The 22,102-nt window shown below is 65.8% G+C and carries 22 protein-coding genes; 6 read left to right on the forward strand and 16 right to left on the reverse strand.

What is annotated here, in order from left to right; all coding sequences use genetic code 11:
- Positions 1–78: 78 nt before the first annotated feature.
- From ripB to SLQ30_RS00895, 3 genes are all read right to left on the reverse strand, one after another.
- Positions 79–792 (reverse strand): NlpC/P60 family peptidoglycan endopeptidase RipB, encoded by a 714-nt coding sequence (gene ripB / locus SLQ30_RS00885; protein ID WP_413467893.1) that lies wholly within the window; start codon positions 790–792, stop codon positions 79–81.
- The gene (gene ripA / locus SLQ30_RS00890; RefSeq protein WP_319444959.1) at positions 792–2,246 is read right to left on the reverse strand and encodes an NlpC/P60 family peptidoglycan endopeptidase RipA; all 1,455 of its coding nucleotides are present in this window, start codon (positions 2,244–2,246) and stop codon (positions 792–794) included. The genes ripB and ripA overlap by 1 nt, the downstream gene beginning before the upstream one ends.
- A 221-nt stretch (positions 2,247–2,467) precedes the next feature.
- Positions 2,468–3,037: a DUF6676 family protein gene (locus tag SLQ30_RS00895; protein WP_319444960.1), complete on the reverse strand. Its 570-nt coding sequence runs from the start codon at positions 3,035–3,037 to the stop codon at positions 2,468–2,470.
- A 161-nt stretch (positions 3,038–3,198) separates the two neighbouring features.
- Here SLQ30_RS00895 and SLQ30_RS00900 point away from each other — a divergent pair, with 161 nt between their 5' ends.
- Together SLQ30_RS00900 and SLQ30_RS00905 are read left to right on the forward strand one after the other, a co-directional pair.
- Positions 3,199–6,006 carry an aconitate hydratase gene (locus tag SLQ30_RS00900; protein ID WP_319444961.1) on the forward strand — a complete coding sequence of 936 codons (2,808 nt, stop codon included), beginning with the start codon at positions 3,199–3,201 and terminating at the stop codon, positions 6,004–6,006.
- A gap of 37 nt (positions 6,007–6,043) precedes the next feature.
- On the forward strand, positions 6,044–6,610 hold the full coding sequence (locus SLQ30_RS00905) for a helix-turn-helix domain-containing protein (protein ID WP_319444962.1): 567 nt from the start codon (positions 6,044–6,046) through the stop codon (positions 6,608–6,610).
- Here the strand turns inward: SLQ30_RS00905 and SLQ30_RS00910 are convergent.
- The 6 genes from SLQ30_RS00910 to SLQ30_RS00935 all read right to left on the reverse strand — a co-directional run bounded on the left by SLQ30_RS00910 (position 6,598) and on the right by SLQ30_RS00935 (position 11,609).
- Positions 6,598–6,795 (reverse strand): helix-turn-helix domain-containing protein, encoded by a 198-nt coding sequence (locus SLQ30_RS00910; RefSeq protein ID WP_319444963.1) that lies wholly within the window; start codon positions 6,793–6,795, stop codon positions 6,598–6,600. The genes SLQ30_RS00905 and SLQ30_RS00910 overlap by 13 nt on opposite strands.
- Before the next feature lie 111 nt (positions 6,796–6,906).
- Entirely contained in the window at positions 6,907–8,535 is a 1,629-nt protein-coding gene (locus tag SLQ30_RS00915; RefSeq protein WP_319444964.1) for an ABC-F family ATP-binding cassette domain-containing protein, read from the reverse strand.
- Between the two features lie 34 nt (positions 8,536–8,569).
- Positions 8,570–9,400: an enoyl-CoA hydratase gene (locus SLQ30_RS00920; protein ID WP_319444965.1), complete on the reverse strand. Its 831-nt coding sequence runs from the start codon at positions 9,398–9,400 to the stop codon at positions 8,570–8,572.
- A gap of 18 nt (positions 9,401–9,418) precedes the next feature.
- On the reverse strand, positions 9,419–9,784 hold the full coding sequence (gene trxA / locus SLQ30_RS00925) for a thioredoxin (RefSeq protein WP_319444966.1): 366 nt from the start codon (positions 9,782–9,784) through the stop codon (positions 9,419–9,421).
- Between the two features lie 45 nt (positions 9,785–9,829).
- The gene (locus tag SLQ30_RS00930) at positions 9,830–10,933 is read right to left on the reverse strand and encodes an NADH:flavin oxidoreductase (protein WP_319444967.1); all 1,104 of its coding nucleotides are present in this window, start codon (positions 10,931–10,933) and stop codon (positions 9,830–9,832) included.
- Between the two features lie 43 nt (positions 10,934–10,976).
- A complete protein-coding gene (locus SLQ30_RS00935) occupies positions 10,977–11,609 on the reverse strand; it encodes a hypothetical protein (RefSeq protein WP_319444968.1) in 633 nt (210 codons plus the stop codon).
- 17 nt (positions 11,610–11,626) lie between these two features.
- Here SLQ30_RS00935 and SLQ30_RS00940 point away from each other — a divergent pair, with 17 nt between their 5' ends.
- Positions 11,627–12,388, forward strand: coding sequence for a DUF5666 domain-containing protein (locus tag SLQ30_RS00940; RefSeq protein WP_319444969.1), 762 nt, complete (start codon positions 11,627–11,629; stop codon positions 12,386–12,388).
- A 4-nt stretch (positions 12,389–12,392) separates the two neighbouring features.
- Here SLQ30_RS00940 and SLQ30_RS00945 read toward each other — a convergent pair whose 3' ends face one another.
- The 7 genes from SLQ30_RS00945 to SLQ30_RS00975 are packed head-to-tail and all read right to left on the reverse strand — an operon-like array spanning position 12,393 to position 18,683.
- On the reverse strand, positions 12,393–12,737 hold the full coding sequence (locus tag SLQ30_RS00945) for a metal-sulfur cluster assembly factor (protein ID WP_319444970.1): 345 nt from the start codon (positions 12,735–12,737) through the stop codon (positions 12,393–12,395).
- Positions 12,734–13,186, reverse strand: coding sequence for a Fe-S cluster assembly sulfur transfer protein SufU (gene sufU, locus SLQ30_RS00950; protein ID WP_319445562.1), 453 nt, complete (start codon positions 13,184–13,186; stop codon positions 12,734–12,736). Before sufU ends, SLQ30_RS00945 begins: the two co-directional genes overlap by 4 nt.
- A 13-nt stretch (positions 13,187–13,199) precedes the next feature.
- On the reverse strand, positions 13,200–14,462 hold the full coding sequence (locus tag SLQ30_RS00955; RefSeq protein WP_319444971.1) for a cysteine desulfurase: 1,263 nt from the start codon (positions 14,460–14,462) through the stop codon (positions 13,200–13,202).
- Position 14,463: 1 nt separating this feature from the next.
- On the reverse strand, positions 14,464–15,237 hold the full coding sequence (sufC, locus tag SLQ30_RS00960) for a Fe-S cluster assembly ATPase SufC (RefSeq protein WP_319444972.1): 774 nt from the start codon (positions 15,235–15,237) through the stop codon (positions 14,464–14,466).
- 1 nt (position 15,238) lies between these two features.
- Complete coding sequence (sufD, locus tag SLQ30_RS00965; RefSeq protein WP_319444973.1) at positions 15,239–16,414, reverse strand: Fe-S cluster assembly protein SufD; 1,176 nt, start codon at positions 16,412–16,414, stop codon at positions 15,239–15,241.
- On the reverse strand, positions 16,414–17,844 hold the full coding sequence (gene sufB / locus SLQ30_RS00970) for a Fe-S cluster assembly protein SufB (protein WP_319444974.1): 1,431 nt from the start codon (positions 17,842–17,844) through the stop codon (positions 16,414–16,416). The genes sufD and sufB overlap by 1 nt, the downstream gene beginning before the upstream one ends.
- Positions 17,841–18,683, reverse strand: a complete 843-nt coding sequence (locus SLQ30_RS00975) for a metalloregulator ArsR/SmtB family transcription factor (RefSeq protein WP_319445563.1) — start codon at positions 18,681–18,683, stop codon at positions 17,841–17,843. The genes sufB and SLQ30_RS00975 overlap by 4 nt, the downstream gene beginning before the upstream one ends.
- Here SLQ30_RS00975 and mptB point away from each other — a divergent pair.
- Genes mptB through SLQ30_RS00990 form a run of 3 tightly spaced genes read left to right on the forward strand, consistent with a single transcriptional unit; the run spans position 18,666 to position 22,086 of the window.
- Positions 18,666–20,384, forward strand: coding sequence for a polyprenol phosphomannose-dependent alpha 1,6 mannosyltransferase MptB (mptB, locus tag SLQ30_RS00980; RefSeq protein ID WP_319444975.1), 1,719 nt, complete (start codon positions 18,666–18,668; stop codon positions 20,382–20,384). The two genes, SLQ30_RS00975 and mptB, sit on opposite strands and share 18 nt — an antisense overlap.
- Complete coding sequence (locus SLQ30_RS00985; RefSeq protein WP_319444976.1) at positions 20,381–21,313, forward strand: ABC transporter ATP-binding protein; 933 nt, start codon at positions 20,381–20,383, stop codon at positions 21,311–21,313. Before mptB ends, SLQ30_RS00985 begins: the two co-directional genes overlap by 4 nt.
- Positions 21,310–22,086, forward strand: coding sequence for an ABC transporter permease (locus SLQ30_RS00990; RefSeq protein WP_319444977.1), 777 nt, complete (start codon positions 21,310–21,312; stop codon positions 22,084–22,086). Before SLQ30_RS00985 ends, SLQ30_RS00990 begins: the two co-directional genes overlap by 4 nt.
- Positions 22,087–22,102 lie beyond the last annotated feature (16 nt).

The following is a 22,102-nucleotide window of genomic DNA, read 5'->3' on the forward strand; positions in this document are numbered from 1 at the left end:
ACTCGGCGGACGCTCGCCACCAACTATTCCAGGCAGTTCGGAATCCGTCGACGTCACCCGCCAGCTATCAGGTTCCCATCAGGATTCGATGAACCGGACCAGGTGCGGCGACATACCAGCGGTACGCACCGGGCTCACCGTGACCTTTCCGGCACTACCCGACGCTTCGAGCATCTTGCCGCCGCCAAGGAAGATGGTGACGTGCTGGCTACCGCCGGGGCCGTAGAAGATCAGATCGCCGCGCTTGGCCTGCGATGGCGCGATCGGCCGCCCGGAGTTGTATTGGTCGCCCGAGTACTTCGGGATCGAAACGCCGACGCCCGCGAACGCGTACCGGGTGAAGCCCGAACAGTCGAAGCCGATCTTGCCCGTGTCGTAGTCGACACCCTCGCTGGGACCGTTGAGCGACCCGCCGCCCCACGAGTACGGCACACCCATCTGCGAACCGCCGCGTCGGATCACGTACTCGATCGCCGCGGGCCCGCGCACCCGACCGCCCGGCAGCGCTGCCGGCGCACTGCCGCCCAGTCCGATGCTGGACAGGAACTGCTGACCGAGGCTCTGGGTCGTCTGCAGCGCGATCGCGCTCGCCTGGAACGACGCGTTGGCGATCGCGACCGGGTCGCCGGGGGCACCCGAACTGACGATCTTCGGAAGCGTCGGGTCCCACTGCCCGTCGCCGGGGTCCGCTGCGGCAGGTACCGCAGCGCCGACCATCAGCAGGAGCGCGCACGCCGCTGAGGCGAACACGTTGGCACGACGAAACACGTTGAAGCGCAAAGAAACCACCATCAGTATTCGATGTATCGGATGACGTACGGCGTCATGCCGCTGGTCCGGACCGGCGAGATATGGACGTCCGAACCGGTATAGGGCGCTTCCAACATCTGCCCGTTGCCGAGGTACAGCGTCACGTGCTGCGCGCCACCGGGCCCGTAGAAGATCACGTCGCCACGCCGCATCTGCGACGCCGGGATCTTGCGGCCCAGGTCGTATTGCGCACCCGAGTAGTGCGGCAGCTTGATGCCTACTCCGGCGAAGGCGTAGAGGATCAGGCCCGAGCAATCGAATCCGGTTGTGCCAGCGCCGGAGTCGATGCCCCGACTGGGTCCGGCCGCGGTGCCGCCACCCCACGAGTAAGGCACGCCCATCTGTGAGCCCGCGCGTTGGATCACGTACTCCGAGGCCTGCCTGCCGTAGACGCGAGGAATGGCGCCGTTGGTGTATCCGGTCTGGGTGGGGACCAGCCCGAGCTTCTGCAGGAAGCTGTGCCCCATCTGGCTGGTGAGTTGCGACGACGTAGTGGCGTAGCCGAGTAGCTGGTTGATGATGGCGACCGGGTCACCGCTGACGAACGCGCTGGGGATTGCGGGCAGCGTCGGGTCCCACTGGGTGTCCCACTGCGAAGGCCCGGCAGCGGCGGCGGCCGGGGCGCGATCCCAGTTCGCCGATGCGTTGGCTGCGTCCGGGCCGGACGCCGTCGCCGCGCCGGGCGCAGCGGTGCCGTTGCCGGCCGGTGCCGACCATTGGCGCGCCTGATCGAGCTTGGCCTGTGCCGCGGCCCGCTCGGAGCTGAGCCGATCCAACTCGGCCTTCTGCGTGCCGAACGTCTGTTGCACCTGGGTCAGTGCGGCGACTGCGGCATCTTGACTCGACTGCGCCGCGACGACGGCCCCATCGGCCTTCTGCTTGGCGAGCCGGGCGGCGGACTCTCTGTTGACCTGTTCGGTGCGGGCCTGTCGCAGATCGGTCATGGCCTGCTGAGTACTCATCGAAAGGGTCTGCCCTGCCGAAGCGGTGTCAAGGGCGTCGGCGGGATCGCTGGCCATCAGATAGGAGCCCGAAGGGCCGTTCACGTAGGTCGACGCGGCGAAGGTGTCGAAACGCGCTTGGGCCGCTGCGATATTGGCATTGGCATCGCTGAGCCCGGTTTGGCTCGCGTCGATCTCCTGCTGCGCCGTGGCCGCTGCATCGCGTGCCGTCTGGACGTCGACCAACGACTTGTTGATGCTCTCCTGCTGGCCCTGGATCTGCGCGCCGAGGTCTTGCAGCTTCTGGTTTGCGTTCGCGACGGCCGCGACGAGCGTGGCGAGGCCTTCGGAACTACCCGGTTCGGCGGTGGCACTGCCAACACCATTCGCGAAGAGGGAGGCGACGAGCACGGCGAACGCGAGCGAGCCTGCACCGACGCGGCCGAGAAACCGCAACGCAGAGTCGCGAGGGGTGCGTCTCGAGATGCATCTCATCGGGCTGAAGTCTCCTAAGGCTCGACGCGAACCTGACCTTCACGATTCGTCGTAGGCCTGTGGTCGCAGAAGTCACATGAGTCACAACTGCAACAACAGATATCTTCTGCACCGTACGTCACATCAAGCGCCAAAGAAACGTTCGTCACGAATTACAAACATGTAATTGAACGAAGCGTTATCGAATGGAGATGTTCGATTTGCGCAAGGGCGCGAATTTACTAGTTCGACGGTGGCACAGGCGATTCAGCACCCGTCGACCGCTTGGCCCGAACCTGCAGCATGCGAGTCGCGGCGGCGGCCAACGCGACGGCGACGACGAGCACGATCGTGAATGAAGTCCACGGAAAATGGGGAGTCGTCAGCTCGTTGACGAAATTCTGCGATGCCACCACCGGATTGCCCGAAATCTTCGCCACGTCCTGGCCGGCCTCGAGCGTGACGCGGTCGAATACCGGGCTGGAAGTACCGGCGAACGTCGGGCTGATGACGAGCACGGTCGCCCCTGGATATTCGTGAGCGACCGCAGTGGCGACGTCCCGCAGCGGAGTGTCGATTCCCGGGTTCTCACCGAGCACCACGACCTTCAGATCGATGCCCTTCGCCTTGGCGTTGGTGACCACCTGGGCCAACCCGGCGCGGTCGGCCGTCGCAGGCGCACTCACGCCGTCCTTCCCGACCTCGAGCACGACCTTGTCCATGCACGCGTCGACCGGCGTCGTATTGGGATCCAACCCGACCGTGCCGCAGACCTGATTGGGGATGAAGAGCGGTAGGCCCGGAGACGTCACGTCAGAGAAGGTACGCCAGCGCGCCCCTGCGGACTGGCAACACGCGCTCATGGGGACAACACTGGAGCCGGCCTGCGGTGGTTTACAGGACAAGCGTACTGTTAGAATCGGATGCGCCGTCGACACAGCCCGTCGCGGCGAGAACTACACCGGGAGTTGATGTGACCAGCGTTAATTCATTCTCCGCTCACGACACCTTGAAGGTTGGCGATGAGAGTTACGAGATCTACCGACTGGATGCCGTACCCGGCACCGAGAAGCTCCCGTACAGCCTGAAGGTGCTTGCCGAAAACCTGTTGCGCACCGAGGACGGCGCCAACATCACCAAGGAACACATCGAGTCCATCGCGAACTGGGATCCGACGGCCGATCCGAGCATCGAAATCCAGTTCACCCCGGCCCGGGTGATCATGCAGGACTTCACCGGCGTGCCGTGCATCGTCGACCTCGCCACCATGCGCGAGGCGGTCGGCGATCTGGGCGGAGATCCCAACAAGGTCAACCCGTTGGCACCGGCCGAGATGGTGATCGACCACTCGGTGATCGTCGACGTCTTCGGCAAGCGCGACGCCTTCGAACGCAACGTCGAAATCGAATACGCCCGCAACGGCGAGCGCTATCAGTTCCTGCGTTGGGGCCAGGGCGCCTTCGACGACTTCAGCGTGGTGCCTCCTGGCACCGGCATCGTGCACCAGGTGAACATCGAATACCTGGCCCGCACCGTCATGGTCAGGGACGGCGTGGCCTATCCCGATACCTGTGTCGGCACCGACAGCCACACCACGATGGTCAACGGCCTCGGCGTGCTCGGCTGGGGCGTCGGTGGCATCGAAGCCGAGGCCGCCATGCTGGGTCAGCCGGTCTCGATGCTCATCCCCCGCGTCGTCGGCTTCAAGCTCAGCGGCGAGATCAAGCCGGGCGTGACCGCCACCGACGTGGTGCTCACCGTCACCGAGATGCTGCGCAAGCACGGCGTGGTCGGCAAGTTCGTCGAGTTCTACGGCAAGGGCGTCGCCGAGGTGCCGCTGGCAAACCGCGCCACGCTGGGCAACATGAGCCCCGAATTCGGTTCCACCGCAGCAATCTTCCCGATCGACGACGTCACGGTCGACTACCTGCGGCTGACCGGCCGCACCGACGCGCAGCTCGCGCTCGTCGAGGCGTACGCCAAGGCACAGGGCATGTGGCACGACCCGACCAAGGAGCCGGTGTTCTCCGAGTACCTCGAGCTCGACCTCGGCGACGTGGTGCCGTCCATCGCCGGGCCCAAGCGTCCGCAGGACCGGATTCTGCTGTCGGAGTCCAAGATCGCGTTCCGCAAGGACATCCACAACTACGTCGAGGAGAACCACCCGACGCCAGAGACCAAGCTCGACGAGGCCGTCGACGAGTCCTTCCCGGCAAGCGATTCGGTGTCGTTGTCCTTCGCCGAAGAAGATTCAGTCGACGTGACGCCCAGCGCGGCCAACGGCTCGCACGGCAGGCCGAGCAAGCCGGTCAAGGTGCGCTCCGACGAACAGGGCGAGTTCGTCCTCGATCACGGCGCGGTAGTCGTCGCCGCGATCACGTCGTGCACCAACACGTCGAACCCCTCGGTGATGCTTGGCGCGGCACTGCTGGCCCGCAACGCCGTCGAGAAGGGCCTGACCTCCAAGCCGTGGGTCAAGACGTCGATGGCGCCGGGCTCACAGGTGGTCAGCGACTACTACGACAAGGCCGGGGTCTGGCCGTACCTGGAGAAGCTGGGCTTCTTCCTGGTCGGCTACGGCTGCACCACGTGCATCGGCAACACCGGTCCGCTGCCTGACGCGATCTCGAAGGCGATCAACGACAACGACCTCTCGGTGACCGCGGTGCTCTCGGGCAACCGCAACTTCGAGGGCCGCATCTCCCCCGACGTCAAGATGAACTACCTGGCCTCGCCGCCGCTGGTCATCGCGTACGCGCTCGCGGGCACGATGGACTTCGACTTCGAGACCGAACCGCTCGGTCAGGACAACGACGGGAATGACGTTTTCCTGAAGGACATCTGGCCGTCGTCGAAGGAGATCTCCGACGTCATCGCGTCGTCGATCGACAGGAAGATGTTCACCGACAGCTACGCCGACGTGTTCAAGGGTGACGAGCGCTGGCGGAACCTCCCCACCCCGGAGGGCAAGACGTTCGACTGGGACCCGAAGTCGACGTACGTGCGCAAGCCACCGTACTTCGACGGCATGCCCGCCGAGCCGGAGCCCGTCACCGACATCAAGGACGCCAGAGTACTTGCACTGCTTGGTGATTCGGTCACCACCGATCACATCTCCCCCGCGGGCAACATCAAGGCGGGTACTCCCGCGGCGCAGTACCTCGAGGAAAACGGCGTCGCCAAGTTGGACTACAACTCCTACGGCTCGAGGCGCGGCAACCACGAGGTGATGATTCGCGGAACGTTCGCGAACATCCGGCTCAAGAACCAACTGCTCGACGACGTCTCGGGCGGCTACACCCGCGACTTCACTCAAGATGGCGGGCCGCAGGCGTTCATCTACGACGCGTCGCAGAACTATGCGGCGCAGGGCATTCCGCTGGTGGTGCTGGGCGGCAAGGAGTATGGGTCCGGTTCTTCGCGGGACTGGGCGGCCAAGGGCACCAGCCTGCTGGGCGTGCGCGCGGTCATCACCGAGTCGTTCGAGCGCATTCACCGATCGAACCTGATCGGCATGGGCGTCGTCCCGCTGCAGTTCCCCGCTGGAGAATCGGCGGCGTCGCTCAAGCTGGACGGCACCGAGACGTTCGACATCTCGGGCGTCGAGGCCCTCAACGAGGGCAAGACGCCAAAGACCATGCACGTCACCGCTACCAAGGGTGACGGCAGCAAGGTCGAGTTCGACGCCGTTGTCCGCATCGACACTCCTGGAGAAGCGGACTACTACCGCAACGGCGGCATCCTGCAGTACGTGCTGCGGAACATGCTGAAGGCGAACTGACGATCGCGGCCAGGCGCCTAGTAGAGAAGACGGTTCGTTGCCTCGGGTGACCGACGACCATCTGGCGGCACGGCGCCGCCAGATTCTCGACGGCGCGCGACGGTGTTTCGCGGAGTACGGCTACGAAAAGGCGACCGTGCGGCGGCTCGAGCAGATCATCGGGCTGTCGCGCGGCGCCATCTTCCACCACTTTCGCGACAAGGACACGCTGTTCTTCGAGCTTGCGCGCGAGGACGCGGAGCGAATGGCGGACGTGGCGTCCCGCGAAGGCTTGATCCAGGTGATGCGCGACATGCTGGCCGCTCCCGAGCAGTTCGACTGGTTGGCCACCCGGCTGGAGATCGCGCGAAAGTTGCGCACCGATCCCGACTTTCACCAAGGTTGGGCCGAGCGGTCAGCCGAACTGTATGCGGCTACCACTGAGCGGTTGCGCAAGCAGAAGCAGGCTGGCCGGCTGCGTGACGACGTCCCGAGCGAAGTGCTGCATACGTACCTTGATCTGGTTCTCGACGGACTCGTCGCCCGACTTTCGTCCGGTGATGATCCCGAGAAGCTCAGTGCCGTACTAGATTTGGTCGAGGCATCGGTACGTCAGGCAGACTGACGTCGTGACCGGTGGTTGGGCCCGCCGCGACTGCGCATGGTCGTGCCCGACTCACGCAACATGCTGTGTATCGACCCGTACGATCGCCCGGTGGAGGCCACCAGCGAACGAATGCTTGCCCCATTTTCATACGCGCGGCGCAACTCGGTGAGCAGCTCGTCCCGCGACAGGTTTAACTCAGTCATAGACCTCTCCCCAATCGCCCCATGGGGACCCGGTTACCCAACCCAGCTACCGGTTAATCACGCGAAGCGAAAATGCAGCAAACCCGGTGGTAGATCGGGTTGGGGTCGGCCTCAGGCCAATTCGATGAGGTCGCGGTACTCGTCGGACCAGTAGTCCTCGGTCCCGTCGGGCAGCAACACCACTCGCTGCGGGTCGAGCGCTTCCGCCGCACCCGGGTCGTGGGTGACCAGGACCACCGCACCGACATAGCTGCGCAGCGCGTCGAGGACCTGTTCGCGAGAGGCGGGGTCCAGGTTGTTCGTCGGCTCGTCGAGCAGCAGCACATTCGCCGTCGATGCGACGAGTCCAGCTAGGGCCAGCCGGGTCTTCTCGCCACCAGACAGTGTGCCCGCGGGCTGGTCGAGCTGAGGGCCGGTGAACATGAAGGCTCCCAGCAGGCTACGGAGATCCTGTTCGCCGGTATCCGGAGCGGCATGCCGGATGTTCTCCCACACCGACGCCAATCCGTCGATGGTGTCGTGTTCCTGGGCGAAGTAGCCGAGCTTGAGCCCGTGGCCGGGCTCTACCGCGCCCGCGTCAGCGGTCTCGGCTCCCGCGAGGATGCGCAACAGCGTGGTCTTGCCGGCACCGTTGAGGCCGAGAATGACCACGCGCGAGCCCTTGTCGATCGACAGGTCGACGCCGGTGAAGATCTCCAGTGACCCGTAAGTCTTGGTCAATCCCTTGCCGACCAGCGGGGTGCGGCCGCACACGGCAGGGGTGGGGAACCTGATCTTCGCCACCCTGTCGGCCACTCGCTCCTCGTCCAACGAGGCCATCATCCGATCGGCACGGCGCAACATGTTCTGGGCGGCAACGGCTTTGGTGGCCTTGGCGCCCATCTTGGCGGCCTGCGTGCGCAGTGCGCCTGCCTTGCGCTCGGCATTCGCGCGTTCGCGCCGCCTGCGCTGCTCGTCGGTGGCGCGGGCGTCCAAGTACTTCTGCCAGCCCATGTTGTAGACGTCCGCCTCGCCACGGACGGCGTCGAGGAACCACACCCTGTTGACGACGTCGGCGAGCAACTCGACGTTGTGGCTGATGACCACCAGACCACCGGTATGGCTCTGCAGGAAGGCCCGCAACCAGCCGATCGAGTCGGCGTCGAGGTGGTTGGTCGGCTCGTCGAGCAGCAGCGTGGTGTCCGACCCGGAGCCGGTGTCCGATGCGGCGAACAGGATGCGGCTGAGTTCGACACGGCGCCGCTGTCCACCAGAGAGGGTGCGCAACGGCTGCGTCAGCACCCGTTCCGGCAGGCCGAGACTCGCGCAGATCCGGCCCGCTTCGCTCTCCGCGGCGTATCCACCGAGCGCGGAGAACCGCTCCTCGAGTTCCCCGTAGCGGCGTACCGCCTTGTCGCGCGCGGTGTCGTCGGCGACCTCGGCCATGATCGCCTGCTGCTTCTCCAAGTCGGAGAGCAGCGTGTCGAGCCCGCGCGCAGAGAGCACGCGGTCGCGGGCCAGCATGTCTAGGTCACCCTCCCGGGGATCCTGTGGGAGGTAACCGATCTCACCGGTGCGTTCTATCGTGCCGGCATACGGTTCGCCTTCGCCGGCGAGGATGCGCATCGTGGTGGTCTTGCCGGCGCCGTTGCGACCGACGAGCCCGATGCGATCGCCTGGCTGAATTCGCAGGGCCGCGCCGTCGATGGACAGCAGCGTGCGCGCTCCGGCGCGGACCTCGAGGTCCGTTGCGGTGATCACGCTGCACTCCTAATTCGTCTTACTTGTCTAAGTCTTACTTATCGTCGGTGAAGACTGCGGGTCGCTTCTCGGCGCGCGCAGCGACCGCTTCCTCGAAATTGGCGGTAAGTAACCGAACGAACAATTGACCCAGGCCCTCGGCCTGCATATGACCTTCCAGGCTACCGGCGTCCAGTCCACTCCAGAGCGTGCGCTTGGTCAACTCGATTCCAGGTCGCGAAAACGAGGCGATGCGCTCGGCCAGCTGATAGCAGGCCCCGAGCAGCTCGTCGTCGGGCACGGCGCGGGACACCAATCCGATTCGTTCAGCCTCGGCGGCGTCGATGTCACGGCCCGTGAGCATTGCCTCGAACGCCCGCGACGTACCTATCGCCCGAGGTAGCAGGTACGAGAGCCCAAGTTCGCTCGCCGTCAACCCGTTGTTGATACCCGCCGCGCGGAAGTACGCACTCTGGGCCGCGAGCCGGATGTCGCAGGCCAACGCCAAGCACAAACCACCGCCGATGGCCGCCCCGTTCACCGCGGCAATGACCGGCTGATGCAGCTTGCGTATGGCGAGAATCACGTCGTCGAGCACTTCCATCGACCGCAGCGCGAAGCTGGGCCGGGTCAATCCGTCGACATGCGGCACCGAGCCGGCCGACTTGTGATCGGCGCCCGAGGAGAATCCGCGCCCGGCCCCGGTGAGCACGACCACCCGGGTCTCGTTGTCGACGTTCAGTTCGTCGAGAACCTTCTTGAACGGCACCATGACGTCGAACGCCATCGAATTCATCCGCTCGGGCCTGTTCAGGGTCACCAACGCCACGTGGGGCTGCGGATACTCGACCAGTACCAGCGGGTTTTGCTCGCTCACGAAGTGCACGCTATCGCGTGCGTGCCATCAGGCCTGTTCGGACTCCGCCTGTGCGGCGATGGCGGCTTCGATGTCCAGGTCCTTGAGCTGCGAGATGATGCCGTCGAGCTCCTTCGCGGGCAGCATGCCCGAGTGTCGAAAGACCATGTGGCCCTTCTTGAACGCCATCAGCGTCGGGATCGCCTGGATCTCCGCGGCCGACGCGAGGGCCTGCTCGGCCTCCGTGTCCACCTTCGCGTGGACGACGTCGGGATGCTTGTCTGACGACGCCTTGAAGGTCGGTGCGAACGCCTTACACGGGCCGCACCATTCCGCCCAGAAGTCGACCAGCACGATGTCGTTGTCGTTGATGGTGTCGTTGAACTGCTCAGCAGTGATGTCTTGCGTACTCACGTCTCTCCCAACGTTGTGGTTGACCTGGTTGTTCCCAGTATGTGGTCAGCTCAGCTGCGCCAGCGCGACCTCGGCGTCGAATCCATTGAACCCATCCAGGGCGTCGTCGCGCAGCCGGTTCACCCACGCCGGGTCGGCGAGCAGGGCCCGTCCGATGGCCACCACGTCGAATTCTCCGGCCTGGAACTGATCGAGCAACCGGTCGACTGGCGCGGGCGAGATATGCCCCCCGGGGGCGCCCGGCGTGAACTCCGTCTCCAGGCCGACCGAGCCGACCGCAATGACCGGCACGCCGGCGACCTTCTTGGTCCATCCGGGCAGGCTCAGTCCGGGGTGCGCGTCCGGGAAGGCCGGCGTGTAATGCCGTCGAGTGGACGGGTGAAAGACGTCGACGCCCGCGTCGACGAGCGGCGATAGCAGCTCCTGCAATTCCGTGGGATTTTCGACAATCGACGCGGCGTAATCGGTCTGCTTCCACTGTGAGAACCGGAAGATGATCGGGAAGTCGGGGCCGACGGCCGTCCGCACCGCGGCCACCACCTCGGCCGGGAAGCGGGTGCGTTCGGACAGGCCGCCACCATAGCCATCGGTGCGAAGATTCGTTCTTTCCCACAGGAATTGATCCAGCAGGTAGCCATGCGCGCCATGCAACTCGACGGCGTCGAAGCCCAGCTCGCGCGCCGTTCGGGCAGCTCGGGCGAACAGGTCGGCGACGGCGCCGAGTTCTTCGGTCCGCAACGCGCGGCCCTTGGGACCGAGCCCGTCGACGCCGGAGGGACCGACCGGGGTGACGCCGTCGGCATCGTCGCGGCGGGCGCCCTGGTGCCACAACTGCGCGGCAATGGTGCCACCCGCACCGTGCACGGCGTCCACCACGCGACTCCATCCAGCGAGCACGTCGTCCCCGGCAAGGGTCGGGATGGCGTACGGGTACCCCGCCGCCGGGTCGGGTAGCCGGACGCCTTCGGTGATGATCAGGCCGACCCCGCCCGCGGCGCGCTTGCGGTAGTACTCGGCGACGTCCGCGCCCGGGATGCCGCCAGGGGACGCCTGGCGGGTCATCGGGGCCATCGCGAACCTATTGGGCACCGTCAACGAGCGGACCGTCCACGGCTGGAAGAGGTCGCTTACGCGTTCGTCGTATGTCACGTGGTGGTCCAACGCGCGACGCCAGGCCGCGATTCCGTTGGACTCACCCTGATTCCAGCAACGTCCGGCCGCGCATCAGGAACGCGCCGATGTCCGCGGCCAGTTCGTCGACGTCGTGGGCTGGATCCAGGGGCTGCACGGCTCCGAACGGAGCGTTCCAGAACGGTCCCGTCCGAAGCGTCCACGGGCCGACGTACGCGTATGGCAGCGCGTGGTACGAGTCGCCGGCTGATACGCCGTAGTTCACCTCGGCCTCGATGACCGCGACGTCGAAGTGCTCCGGCCACAAGACCGGATGTCCTTCGGGGAGCACTTGTTTGATGGCGTAGCCGCCTGCGTAGAGGCTGCGGTGGACGAGTTCCGCGGCCGCAGGATCGATGTTCAGCACTGCGTCGGCCGCCAAGGGGTCGGTGATTTCGTAGACACCGTCCGGTGGGCCGTACTGCAGGCCTGCCGCCTCCGCGAGGTCACCGACGCGGCCATCGAGGGGCGCCGAGCCGTCTGGCCAACTGAATTCGACCCCGTGTACGGCGAGCGGAAGCTCGACGCCGACGAAACCATCCGGCCGCACCGCGAGCCGAATGGTGCCCGTGGCGCGGTGCTGCGGGCCTGCGACGAGGCTTTCTGCGACACCTCGGAGTTGGCGGCGGGTGCTGACGTAGGCGTCGCTGTCCATTGGTTCTACCCTAGGCCATGGACTTTTCGACGGAGCTCTATAGCGACCTCACATCGCCGTCAAAGCATGATCACAGAGCTGGCGCGGACGGTGAAGCGCTGGTCATTTCAGCCCGCGTATCCCGTTGTGCGGCAGTCGCCGTCGCCGGACTTGCCGCTCTGTCGCTTGCGGGTTGCGGATCGTCTAACCCGCCTTCGACGTCGGCTTCCAGCACCAAGCTGGCGGCGCCGTCGGCCGGCCCCTCCCCGGGAGCGGCAGGCAACGACGGCAAGGACAAGGCATTCGGCCTGATCGGATCGGTAACCGGTAGCACGGTGACGTTGGCCGGATCAAACGGGCCAGTCACGGTCGACGTCGGCCCATCGACCCGAGTCGTCGAGGTCACGCCGGGTCAGCTGACCGACGTCATCACGGGTGAGTGCGCCGTGGTGTTGCCTACGAAGGACAGCACCAGACCGCCCACGGTCACCGCTGCTGCGATGGTGGTCGGCCCGGGGGCCAACGGTCAGTGTGGCGGACGCGGGATCGCCGGAACGATCGCGTCGGTGAGCGACAACGTGATCGTCTTGACAGCGGCTAACAACAGTCAGACCGCGGTAACGGTCACGCCTGATACCCGTTTTGCCAAGCGCAGTCGACCTGACACCTCGGCAATCGCAGTCGGCAAGTGCCTAGCAGCCAGAGGCACCAAGGATGGCAGCGGCATCCTGCAAGCCACGGCCGTCTATTTGCAACCGTCCAACGACGGTCATTGCGGCGACCGGCGCCAGGGCGGTTAGCGGACTAAACCGTGAAGCCCAAGGCTCGGAGCTGCTCGCGGCCGTCGTCGGTGATCTTGTCCGGACCCCACGGCGGGTTCCACACCCAGTTGATCTTGATCTCCTGAACCAGCCCCGCGCCGACGAGTGCGGTGCGCGACTGATCCTCGATCACGTCGGTGAGCGGGCAGGCGGCCGAGGTCAACGTCATGTCGATCAACGCCACCTTGGTGCCTGCGTCGCCCTCTTCGATGTCGAGGCCGTAGACCAGACCAAGGTCGACGACGTTGATGCCGAGTTCGGGGTCGACGACATCGCGCATCGCCTCCTCGAGGTCAGCCAGGACTTCGTCCGAAGCGGTTTCACTCATCTGCGTTCCTCCACATCGTCGCTGGCTTGCGCCACCGCGTCCTTGAATGCCATCCAGCCAAGCAGCGCGCACTTCACCCGGGCCGGGTATTTGGCCACACCCGCGAACGCGATGCCGTCACCAATCACATCCTCGTCCCCCTCGACGTTGCCGCGGGACGAAATCATCTCGGTGAACGCTGCCACCGTCTTGAGCGCATCGCCGACGCTCTGCCCGATCACCTGATCGGTCAGCACCGAAGTCGCCGCCTGGCTGATCGAACAGCCCTGTCCGTCGTAGGAGATGTCCTCGACCGTCTCCCCGTCGTCGGAGAGCGCCACCCGCAGCGTCACCTCGTCGCCGCACGTCGGGTTGACGTGAGTGACCTCGGCGCCGAAGGGTTCGCGCAGCCCGCGATGGTGCGGATGCTTGTAGTGATCCAGGATGACTTCCTGGTACATCTGTTCCATTCGCACGGCGAACTCACTCCCGTCCGAAGAACTCGACCGCGCGCTCGATCCCCGCCACCAGGCGGTCCACCTCGTCAAGCGTGTTGTACACCGCGAACGACGCCCGCGCGGTGGCCGCTATGCCAAACCGTCGGTGCAGCGGCCACGCGCAATGGTGGCCGACGCGGACGGCGACGCCCTCGTCGTCGAGCACCTGGCCCACGTCGTGGGCGTGAATGCCGTCGACCACGAAGCTCACTGGCGAGCCCCGATGGTCCAGCGACGTAGGGCCGACGATCCGGACCCCGTCGACCTGAGCGAGCCCGACCAGGGCCGCGGCCACTAGCTCGTCCTCGTGCGCCTCGACAGCAGCCATCCCGATTGCACTCAAATACCTTGCAGCAGCCGCCAATCCGACCACCTGCGAGGTCATCGGCGTGCCGGCCTCGAAGCGCTGCGGGGCGGGCGCATACGTGGTGGCTTCCATGGTTACGGTCTCGATCATCGATCCGCCGGTGAGGAACGGCGGCATCGCGTCAAGCAACGCGCGCCTGCCGTAGAGCACCCCGATTCCGGTGGGGCCCAGCATCTTGTGGCCCGAGAACGCGGCGAAGTCGACGTCGAGGGCATGGAAGTCGACGGGCTGATGGGGCACCGACTGGCAGGCGTCTAAAACGGTCAATGCGCCAACAGACCGAGCCCGCCTGACGATTTCCGCGACCGGCGCGATGGCACCGGTGACGTTCGAGTGATGGCTGAACGCAACGACTTTCACCCGCTCGTCGAGTTCGAGTGAGTCGAGGTCGATGCGCCCGTCGGCGGTGACCGCATACCAACGCAGGGTGGCACCCGTGCGGCGGGCCAACTCCTGCCAGGGGATCAGGTTGGCGTGATGTTCTAGCTCGGTGGTGACGATGACGTCGCCGGGACCGACCGCGCGCTCGAATCGCGAGTCCCCCAACGCGTACGACACCAGGTTGATCGCCTCGGTGGCGTTCTTCGTGAACACGAGTTCGTCGGTGTCCGCGCCGACGAAGGCCGCGATGTCCGCCCGGCCCTCCTCGTAGGCATCGGTGGACTCCTCCATCAGCTGATGCGCACCGCGGTGCACGGCCCCGTTGGACGTGATCAGGAACTCTCGCTCGGCGTCGAGCACCTGTAGCGGCTTCTGCGACGTGGCTCCGGAATCCAAGTACGCCAACTGCTTTCCGCCACGCATCACTCGGCCCAGGATCGGGAAGTCGGCCCTGATCCTCGCCACCTCGCTTGCGTCCAAGGTCCGTACCGAGGTCGTCATGTCAGGCTCCGGCGGCCGCGGCCTGTGTGAACCGTTCGTAGCCGTTTTCTTCGAGCTCGTCGGCGAGTTCGGGGCCACCCGACTGGATGATCCGGCCGTCGAAGAACACATGCACGAACTGCGGCTGGATGTAGCGCAGGATCCGGGTGTAGTGGGTGATCAGCAGCACGCCTGCGTGCTCGGCCTCGGCGAAGCGGTTGACGCCCTCGCTGACGACGCGCAGTGCGTCGACGTCGAGGCCGGAGTCGGTCTCGTCGAGAATGGCGATCTTCGGCTTGAGCAGCCCCAGTTGCAGAATCTCGTGGCGCTTCTTCTCGCCACCGGAAAAGCCTTCGTTGACACTGCGTTCCGAGAATGCGGGGTCGATGTCGAGCTCGCTCATCGCGGTCTTGACTTCCTTGACCCAGTGCCGCAGCTTGGGCGCCTCGCCGCGGACGGCCGTGGCGGCGGTGCGAAGGAAGTTCGACATGGACACGCCGGGCACCTCGATGGGGTACTGCATGGCGAGGAACAGGCCGGCGCGGGCGCGTTCGTCGACGCTCATCGCGAGCACGTCCTGGCCGTCGAGCGTGATCGAACCCGAGGTAACGGTGTACTTGGGATGGCCGGCGATCGCATACGACAGCGTCGACTTGCCGGATCCGTTGGGTCCCATCACCGCATGCGTCTCCCCCGACTTCACGGTGAGGTTGACGCCCTTGAGGATCTCGATGTCGGCGCCGCCTTCGGGCGAGACGACCGAGACGTGCAGGTCCTTGACTTCAAGTGTGGTCATGTCAGCTATTTCTCGATTCGGTGATTGCTAGTTCTCGTTCGATGGCTTCGGTGAGGCGCTCACGCACCGCGGGGACGGCGATCTTCGCGATGATCTCGCCGAAGAAGCCGCGCACCACGAGCCGTCGAGCCTGGTCCTCCGGAATTCCGCGGGCACGTAGATAGAACAACTGCTCGTCGTCGAAACGTCCCGTCGCACTGGCATGTCCGGCACCGACGATCTCGCCGGTCTCGATCTCGAGGTTGGGCACCGAATCGGCACGGGCGCCGTCGGTGAGCACCAGGTTGCGGTTCGCCTCATACGTGTCGGTGCCGGTGGCCTCCGCGCGGATCAACACGTCGCCGATCCAGACGGTGTGCGCATCGGGTTTGGCCGACTCCGGATCGCCTTGCAGCGCACCCTTGTACAGCACGTCGGACTTGCAGTTGGGCTGTGCGTGATCGATGAGCAGCCGCGACTCGAAGTGCTGGCCGTCGTCGGCGAAGTAGGTGCCGAGCATCTGTGCGTCCCCACCGGGACCGGCGAACCGCACCGTCGCCGAGGTCCGTACGACGTCACCGCCGAGCGTGACGGCAACATGACCAAGCACCGCATCCTTGCCCAACCGGGCGTGATGCGAGCTGACGTGCACCATGTCGTCGGCCCAGTCGGCGATCCAGATGACGCCGACACCAGCCGAGTCGCCGACGATGATCTCCACGTTGTCGGCATACGTTCCGCTGCCACGCAGGTCGACCACGACGATGGCCCTGGCGAGCTCCTCGACGCGGATCTGCAGATGCCCGTAGGCCACGGCACCCTCGCCGGGGCCGGTAATGGCGATCTCGATCGGTTCGGTCACCTCGGTGTCCCGCGCCACGGTGACGATCGTCGCCTGGTTGAACGACGAGAACGCTTGCGCCGCAACGCGATCGGACGGAACGCCGCCCTGTCCAAGTCGCTCGTCGCCGCGCCGGACGGTCTCCACCGTCACGCCGGGGCGCTCGCCAACCTCGATCAGTGCGCTTCCGGTCGCGGGTGCGGACCCGTCGTGCAACCCGCGCAGTCGCTTCAGCGGGGTGAACCGCCACAGTTCGTCACGGCCGCCAGGCACCTCGAAGGCGTCGACGTCGAACGAGCTGAACAGTTCTCCCTTGTTCCGTCCCTCGAGCGTTTCGGTCAGATTCTGAGCCGCCACTATCCGACCGCGCCTTCCATCTGAAGCTCGATGAGCCGGTTGAGCTCGAGCGCGTATTCCATCGGCAGTTCCTTGGCGATGGGCTCGACGAAGCCGCGCACCACCATCGCCATGGCCTCGTCCTCGGTCATGCCGCGGCTCATCAGATAGAAGAGCTGGTCGGCGCTGACCTTGGACACGGTGGCCTCGTGACCCATCGTGACGTCGTCCTCACGGATGTCGACGTACGGATACGTGTCGCTGCGGCTGATCGAATCGACCAGCAGCGCATCACACTTCACGCTCGAACGAGAGCCGTGCGCACCCTTGTTGATCTGAACCAGGCCGCGGTAGGACGCCCGCCCCCCGCCACGCGCGACGGACTTGGAGACGATGTTGCTCGACGTGTTCGGCGCGAGATGCAGCATCTTGGCGCCGGTGTCCTGGTGCTGGCCCTCGCCTGCGAACGCCACCGAGAGCACCTCGCCCTTGGCGTGCTCGCCGGTCATCCAGACCGCCGGGTACTTCATGGTGACCTTGGAGCCGATGTTGCCGTCGACCCACTCCATCGTGGCGCCTGCCTCGGCCCGCGCCCGCTTGGTGACCAGGTTGTAGACGTTGTTGGACCAGTTCTGGATGGTGGTGTACCGGCAACGGCCACCCGGCTTGACGATGATCTCGACGACCGCGGAGTGCAGCGAGTCCGACTTGTAGATCGGCGCGGTGCAGCCCTCGACGTAGTGCACGTAGGCGTCCTCGTCGACGATGATCAGCGTCCGCTCGAACTGACCCATGTTCTCGGTGTTGATGCGGAAGTAGGCCTGCAGCGGGATGTCGACGTGCACGCCCTTGGGGACGTAGATGAACGAGCCGCCCGACCACACCGCGGTGTTCAGCGCGGAGAACTTGTTGTCGCCGGCCGGGATCACGGTGCCGAAGTACTGCTTGAACAGCTCCGGCTGCTGCTTCAGTGCCGAGTCGGTGTCCAGGAAGATGACGCCCTGGGCCTCCAGATCCTCACGGATCGAGTGGTAGACGACCTCGGACTCGTACTGTGCGGCGACACCGGAGACCAGGCGCTGCTTCTCGGCCTCGGGGATGCCCAGCCGGTCGTAGGTGTTCTTGATGTCGGCGGGCAGGTCGTCCCATGTGGCCGCCTGCTTCTCGCTGGAGCGCACGAAGTACTTGATGTTGTCGAAGAAGATGCCCTCTAGGTTGGAGCCCCAGTTCGGCATCGGCTTCTTGTCGAACGTACGCAGTGCCCGCAGCCGCATCTCGAGCATCCACTCGGGCTCGCTCTTTTTGGCCGAGATGTCCCGCACGACGGCCTCGGAGAGGCCACGCTGCGCGCTGGCGCCAGCCACGTCGGAGTCCGACCAGCCGTAGCCGTACGTCCCCAGCGAGGCAATGGCCTCGTCCTGGCTGAGCTGCACTTCCGGGGTGGTCGTCATGTCGACGCTCCTTGTCGGGTCGTGATGGTTTCGGCGCGGGCTGTTGGCCGAAGGGGTGGGTCTGACTTCTCTGCGACCACGGGAACGTGGGTGGTGCACGCCGAGTCACCGTTGACGATGGTGGCCAGGCGCTGGACGTGTGTACCTAGCAGTTCCGCGAAGGCCTCGCGCTCGGTTTCGCACAGCTCCGGAAACTCCTCGGCGACATGCGATACCGGGCAATGATGCTGGCAAATCTGAACGCCACCGATTGCTCCGGTGACTGGCGTCGTGGTCGTCGCATATCCCGCGTCGGTGAGCGCGAGTGCGATCCGGGTTGCGGCGCCCTCGACGTCGCCGTCGGTAGTGGCGTCCACCCCTGCCAGGATCGCGTCGATGCGACGGCGTGCAAACGTGCGGACGGCCTCGTCGCCGCCGATGTCACGGAGTTGCCGCATGGCGGCGGCCGCCAGGTCGTCGTACGCGTGGTCGAGCTTGGCGCGTCCGGCAGCCGTGAGCCGGTAGCGTTTGGCGGGGCGGCCTCTGCCGTTGTGCTGCCATGCAGCCGCAGCGTTGGATTCGGCATCGCCCGCATCGATGAGGGCGTCCAGATGCCGACGTACTCCGGCCGCCGAGATGCCGAGGCGGTCGCCGATTTCGCCGGCGGTGATGGGACCCCCGAGTAGCAGTTGAACAATCGCCCGCCGGGTGTGCCCGTCGGAGGTCGGCGCGACGAGCGTCGCACCCGTGACCTCCGGACTTATTTTCACAACACCATTGTGACGGAATTCGGCAAACCGGTCTAGCAAGGTCACCCTTAGGCAGCCGGTTACTCTGCTGGGATGGCAGCCCGCCGCCAGTCCCTTAGCTCGGCCGTGGCCCGCTGGCACGCCGACGAGGTAGCGGTCGGATCGCCCCTCAACGCCACTGAGGTGGCCTCGCTGCGGCGCACACGGGTGTTCGGCGCCACCGGCACCGTGCTGATGGCAATCGGAGCGCTCGGTGCCGGCGCAAGGCCCGTCGTCCAGGATCCGACGTTCGGAGTCCGGCTGCTCAATCTGCCCTCGCGCATCCAGACCGTCTCGTTGACGATGACCACCACCGGTGCGGTGATCATGACGCTGGCATGGCTGATGCTCGGCCGCTTCGCGTTGGGCAGCCGCCGGATGTCTCGCAGTCAGCTGGACCGCACCCTGATGCTGTGGGCATTGCCTCTGCTCATCGCACCGCCGATGTACAGCAAGGACGTCTACTCCTACCTCGCGCAGAGTCAGATCGCCCGACTTGGCTTGGACCCCTACAAGGTTGGACCCGCGACCGGCCTGGGGCTCGACCACGTCTTCACCCTTTCCGTGCCGAGCATGTGGCGCGAGACCCCAGCGCCGTACGGACCGTTGTTCTTGTGGCTGGGCAGTGGGATCTCCCGATTGACGGGCGACAACATCGTCGCCGCGGTCTTGCTTCATCGCCTGCTCGTCATCATCGGCGTCGGCCTGATCGTCTGGGCCACGCCACGTTTGGCACGCCGATGCGGAGTCGCCGAGGTCAGTGCACTCTGGCTCGGCCCATGTAACCCACTGCTGTTCATGCATCTCGTCGCTGGCATCCACAACGAGGCCCTGATGCTCGGGTTGATGCTGGCGGGCACCGAATTCGCGCTGCGCGGAATCGAATCCACGAAACGACTGCTCCCACGCCCACTTCACAGACCCCGCGACCGCGACGATTGGGACCAGTGGCAACCGCTGATCATGCTCGTCCTCGGCACCGTCCTGATCGCGATGTCGTCTCAGGTGAAGCTGCCCTCGCTGCTCGCCGTGGGCTTCGTCGCGATGGCGCTGGCCTGCCGCTGGGGAGGCACGTTCAAGGCCTTCGTGATGGCAAGCGGAATCCTGACGGCCATCTCGGTCGCGGTGATGGCCGTCGTTGGCTGGGCCAGTGGGCTGGGCTTCGGCTGGCTCTACACCCTCGGCACCGCCAACGTCGTCCGGTCGTGGATGTCGCCGCCGACACTCGTCGCGTTGGGGACCGGCCAGGTGGGCATCCTGCTGGGCCTCGGCGATCACACCACCGCTGTGTTGAACCTCACCCGGGCCATCGGTGTGATGATCATCGCAATCCTGGTCACGTGGCTGCTGCTGGCCGTACTGCGCGGGCGCTTGCATCCGGTCGGGGGGCTCGGGGTCGCGCTCGGCGCGACGATTCTGCTGTTCCCGGTGGTGCAGCCGTGGTACTTGCTGTGGGCCATCATCCCGCTGGCAACATGGGCGACGCGGCCCGGATTCCGCGGCGCAGCGATCACCCTCACGCTGATGGTCGGCATCCTGGGGCCGACGGCCAACGGTGATCGGTTCGCGTTGTTCCAGATCCTCGACGCCACCCTGGCCAGCTTGCTGATCATGGTCATCCTCATCGGCTTGACGTACAACCGGCTGCCTTGGCGGCCACTCCGCGACTCGAACGGCGCGCCACACACGGGCTCGGGGCCCCCCGACTCTCCTGGCACCGACCCACCGGGGCCACCGGCGTCCAGGCCGGACGCCTACGCTAAGTCTCCGTGAGCTCCCGTTCCGACGTGCCCGTGCGGCTGCGTGGGGTCACCAAGCGATACGGATCGACCGCCGCGGTCGACGGGCTCGACCTCGAAGTCGGACGAGCCGAAGTCCTGGCGTTGCTCGGTCCGAACGGAGCAGGCAAGACCACCACTGTCGAGATGTGCGAGGGCTTCCTGCGACCGGACTCGGGCACCATCGAGATCCTCGGGCTCGATCCCGTGGCGGACAACGCCCGCCTTCGCGAGCGCATCGGCGTGATGCTTCAGGGCGGCGGAGGCTATCCCGCGGCCCGCGCCGGCGAGCTGCTGAATCTCGTTGCGGCGTATTCGGCCAACCCGCTCGACCCGAAGTGGCTGATGGACGTGCTCGGACTCAACGAGGCAGGCCGCACGACGTACCGCCGGCTCTCCGGCGGTCAGCAGCAGCGACTGGCGCTGGCGTGCGCCGTCGTCGGCAGGCCCGAACTGGTGTTCCTCGACGAACCAACCGCCGGGATGGACGCCCATGCCCGAATCGTGGTGTGGGAGTTGATCGACGGACTGCGCCGCGATGGCGTCACCGTAGTGCTGACCACACATCAGTTGACCGAGGCCGAGCAACTCGCCGACCATCTGGTGATCATCGACCACGGCCTCGCAGTGGCCAGGGGTACGCCTGCCGAATTGATGCAGCGCGGCGCGGAGAACCAACTGCGTTTCACGGCGCCGCCGAAACTCGACCTTTCGCTACTCGTTTCGGCACTTCCCGAGAGCTATCAGGCCAGTGAGCTCGCACCGGGTGAATACCTCGTCGAAGGCCACATCGATCCGCAGGTCTTGGCCACCGTGACGGCGTGGTGCGCGAGGCTCAACGTGCTGGCCACCGACATGCGCGTCGAGCAACGCAGCCTCGAGGACGTGTTCCTCGATCTGACGGGACGGGAGTTGCGTTCATGACGACCAATCGCTTTACGCCTGGCACGTTTTCACCCGACCCCAGACCCGCGACCGTGAAGCACATGCTGACCGCGCAGTTTGGGCTCGAACTCAAACTCCTGCTGCGCAACGGTGAGCAACTGCTGTTGACGATGTTCATCCCGATCACGCTGCTGATCGGCATGACGTTGCTGCCGTTCGGCTCGTTCGGCCCCAATCGGGCGGCCACGTTCGTGCCCGTGATCATGGCACTCGCAGTGATCTCGACGGCGTTCACCGGACAGGCCATCGCGGTCGCCTTCGACCGGCGCTACGGCGCGCTCAAGCGGCTCGGCGCGACGGCCCTTCCCGTCTGGGGCATCATCGCAGGCAAGTCGCTCGCTGTCGTCACCGTCGTGTTTCTGCAGTCGATTCTGTTGGGCGCCATCGGCTTTGCCCTGGGTTGGCGCCCCAGCATTGCGGGGTTGCTACTCGGCGCAGTGATCATCGCGCTCGGGACTGCCGTATTCGCGGCGCTCGGCCTGCTGCTCGGTGGCACCCTGAAGGCCGAGATCGTGCTCGCCGTCGCGAACCTGCTGTGGTTCGTGTTCGCAGGACTGGGCGCGCTGACCGTGGATGGAGGTGTCGTCCCCGCGGGAGTCAAGCTGGTGGCCAGGCTCACCCCATCGGGCGCGCTGGCCGAGGCGTTGTCCCGCGCGATGACGCTATCGGTGGATTGGTTCGGCATCGTCGTGTTGATCGTCTGGGGCGGGCTGAGCGCAGTGGCGGCGCTGCGGTGGTTCCGCTTCACCTGACGCGCTCCCCCTACTA

This window comes from Mycobacterium sp. RTGN4, assembly GCF_033804635.1.
GTDB lineage: Bacteria > Actinomycetota > Actinomycetes > Mycobacteriales > Mycobacteriaceae > Mycobacterium.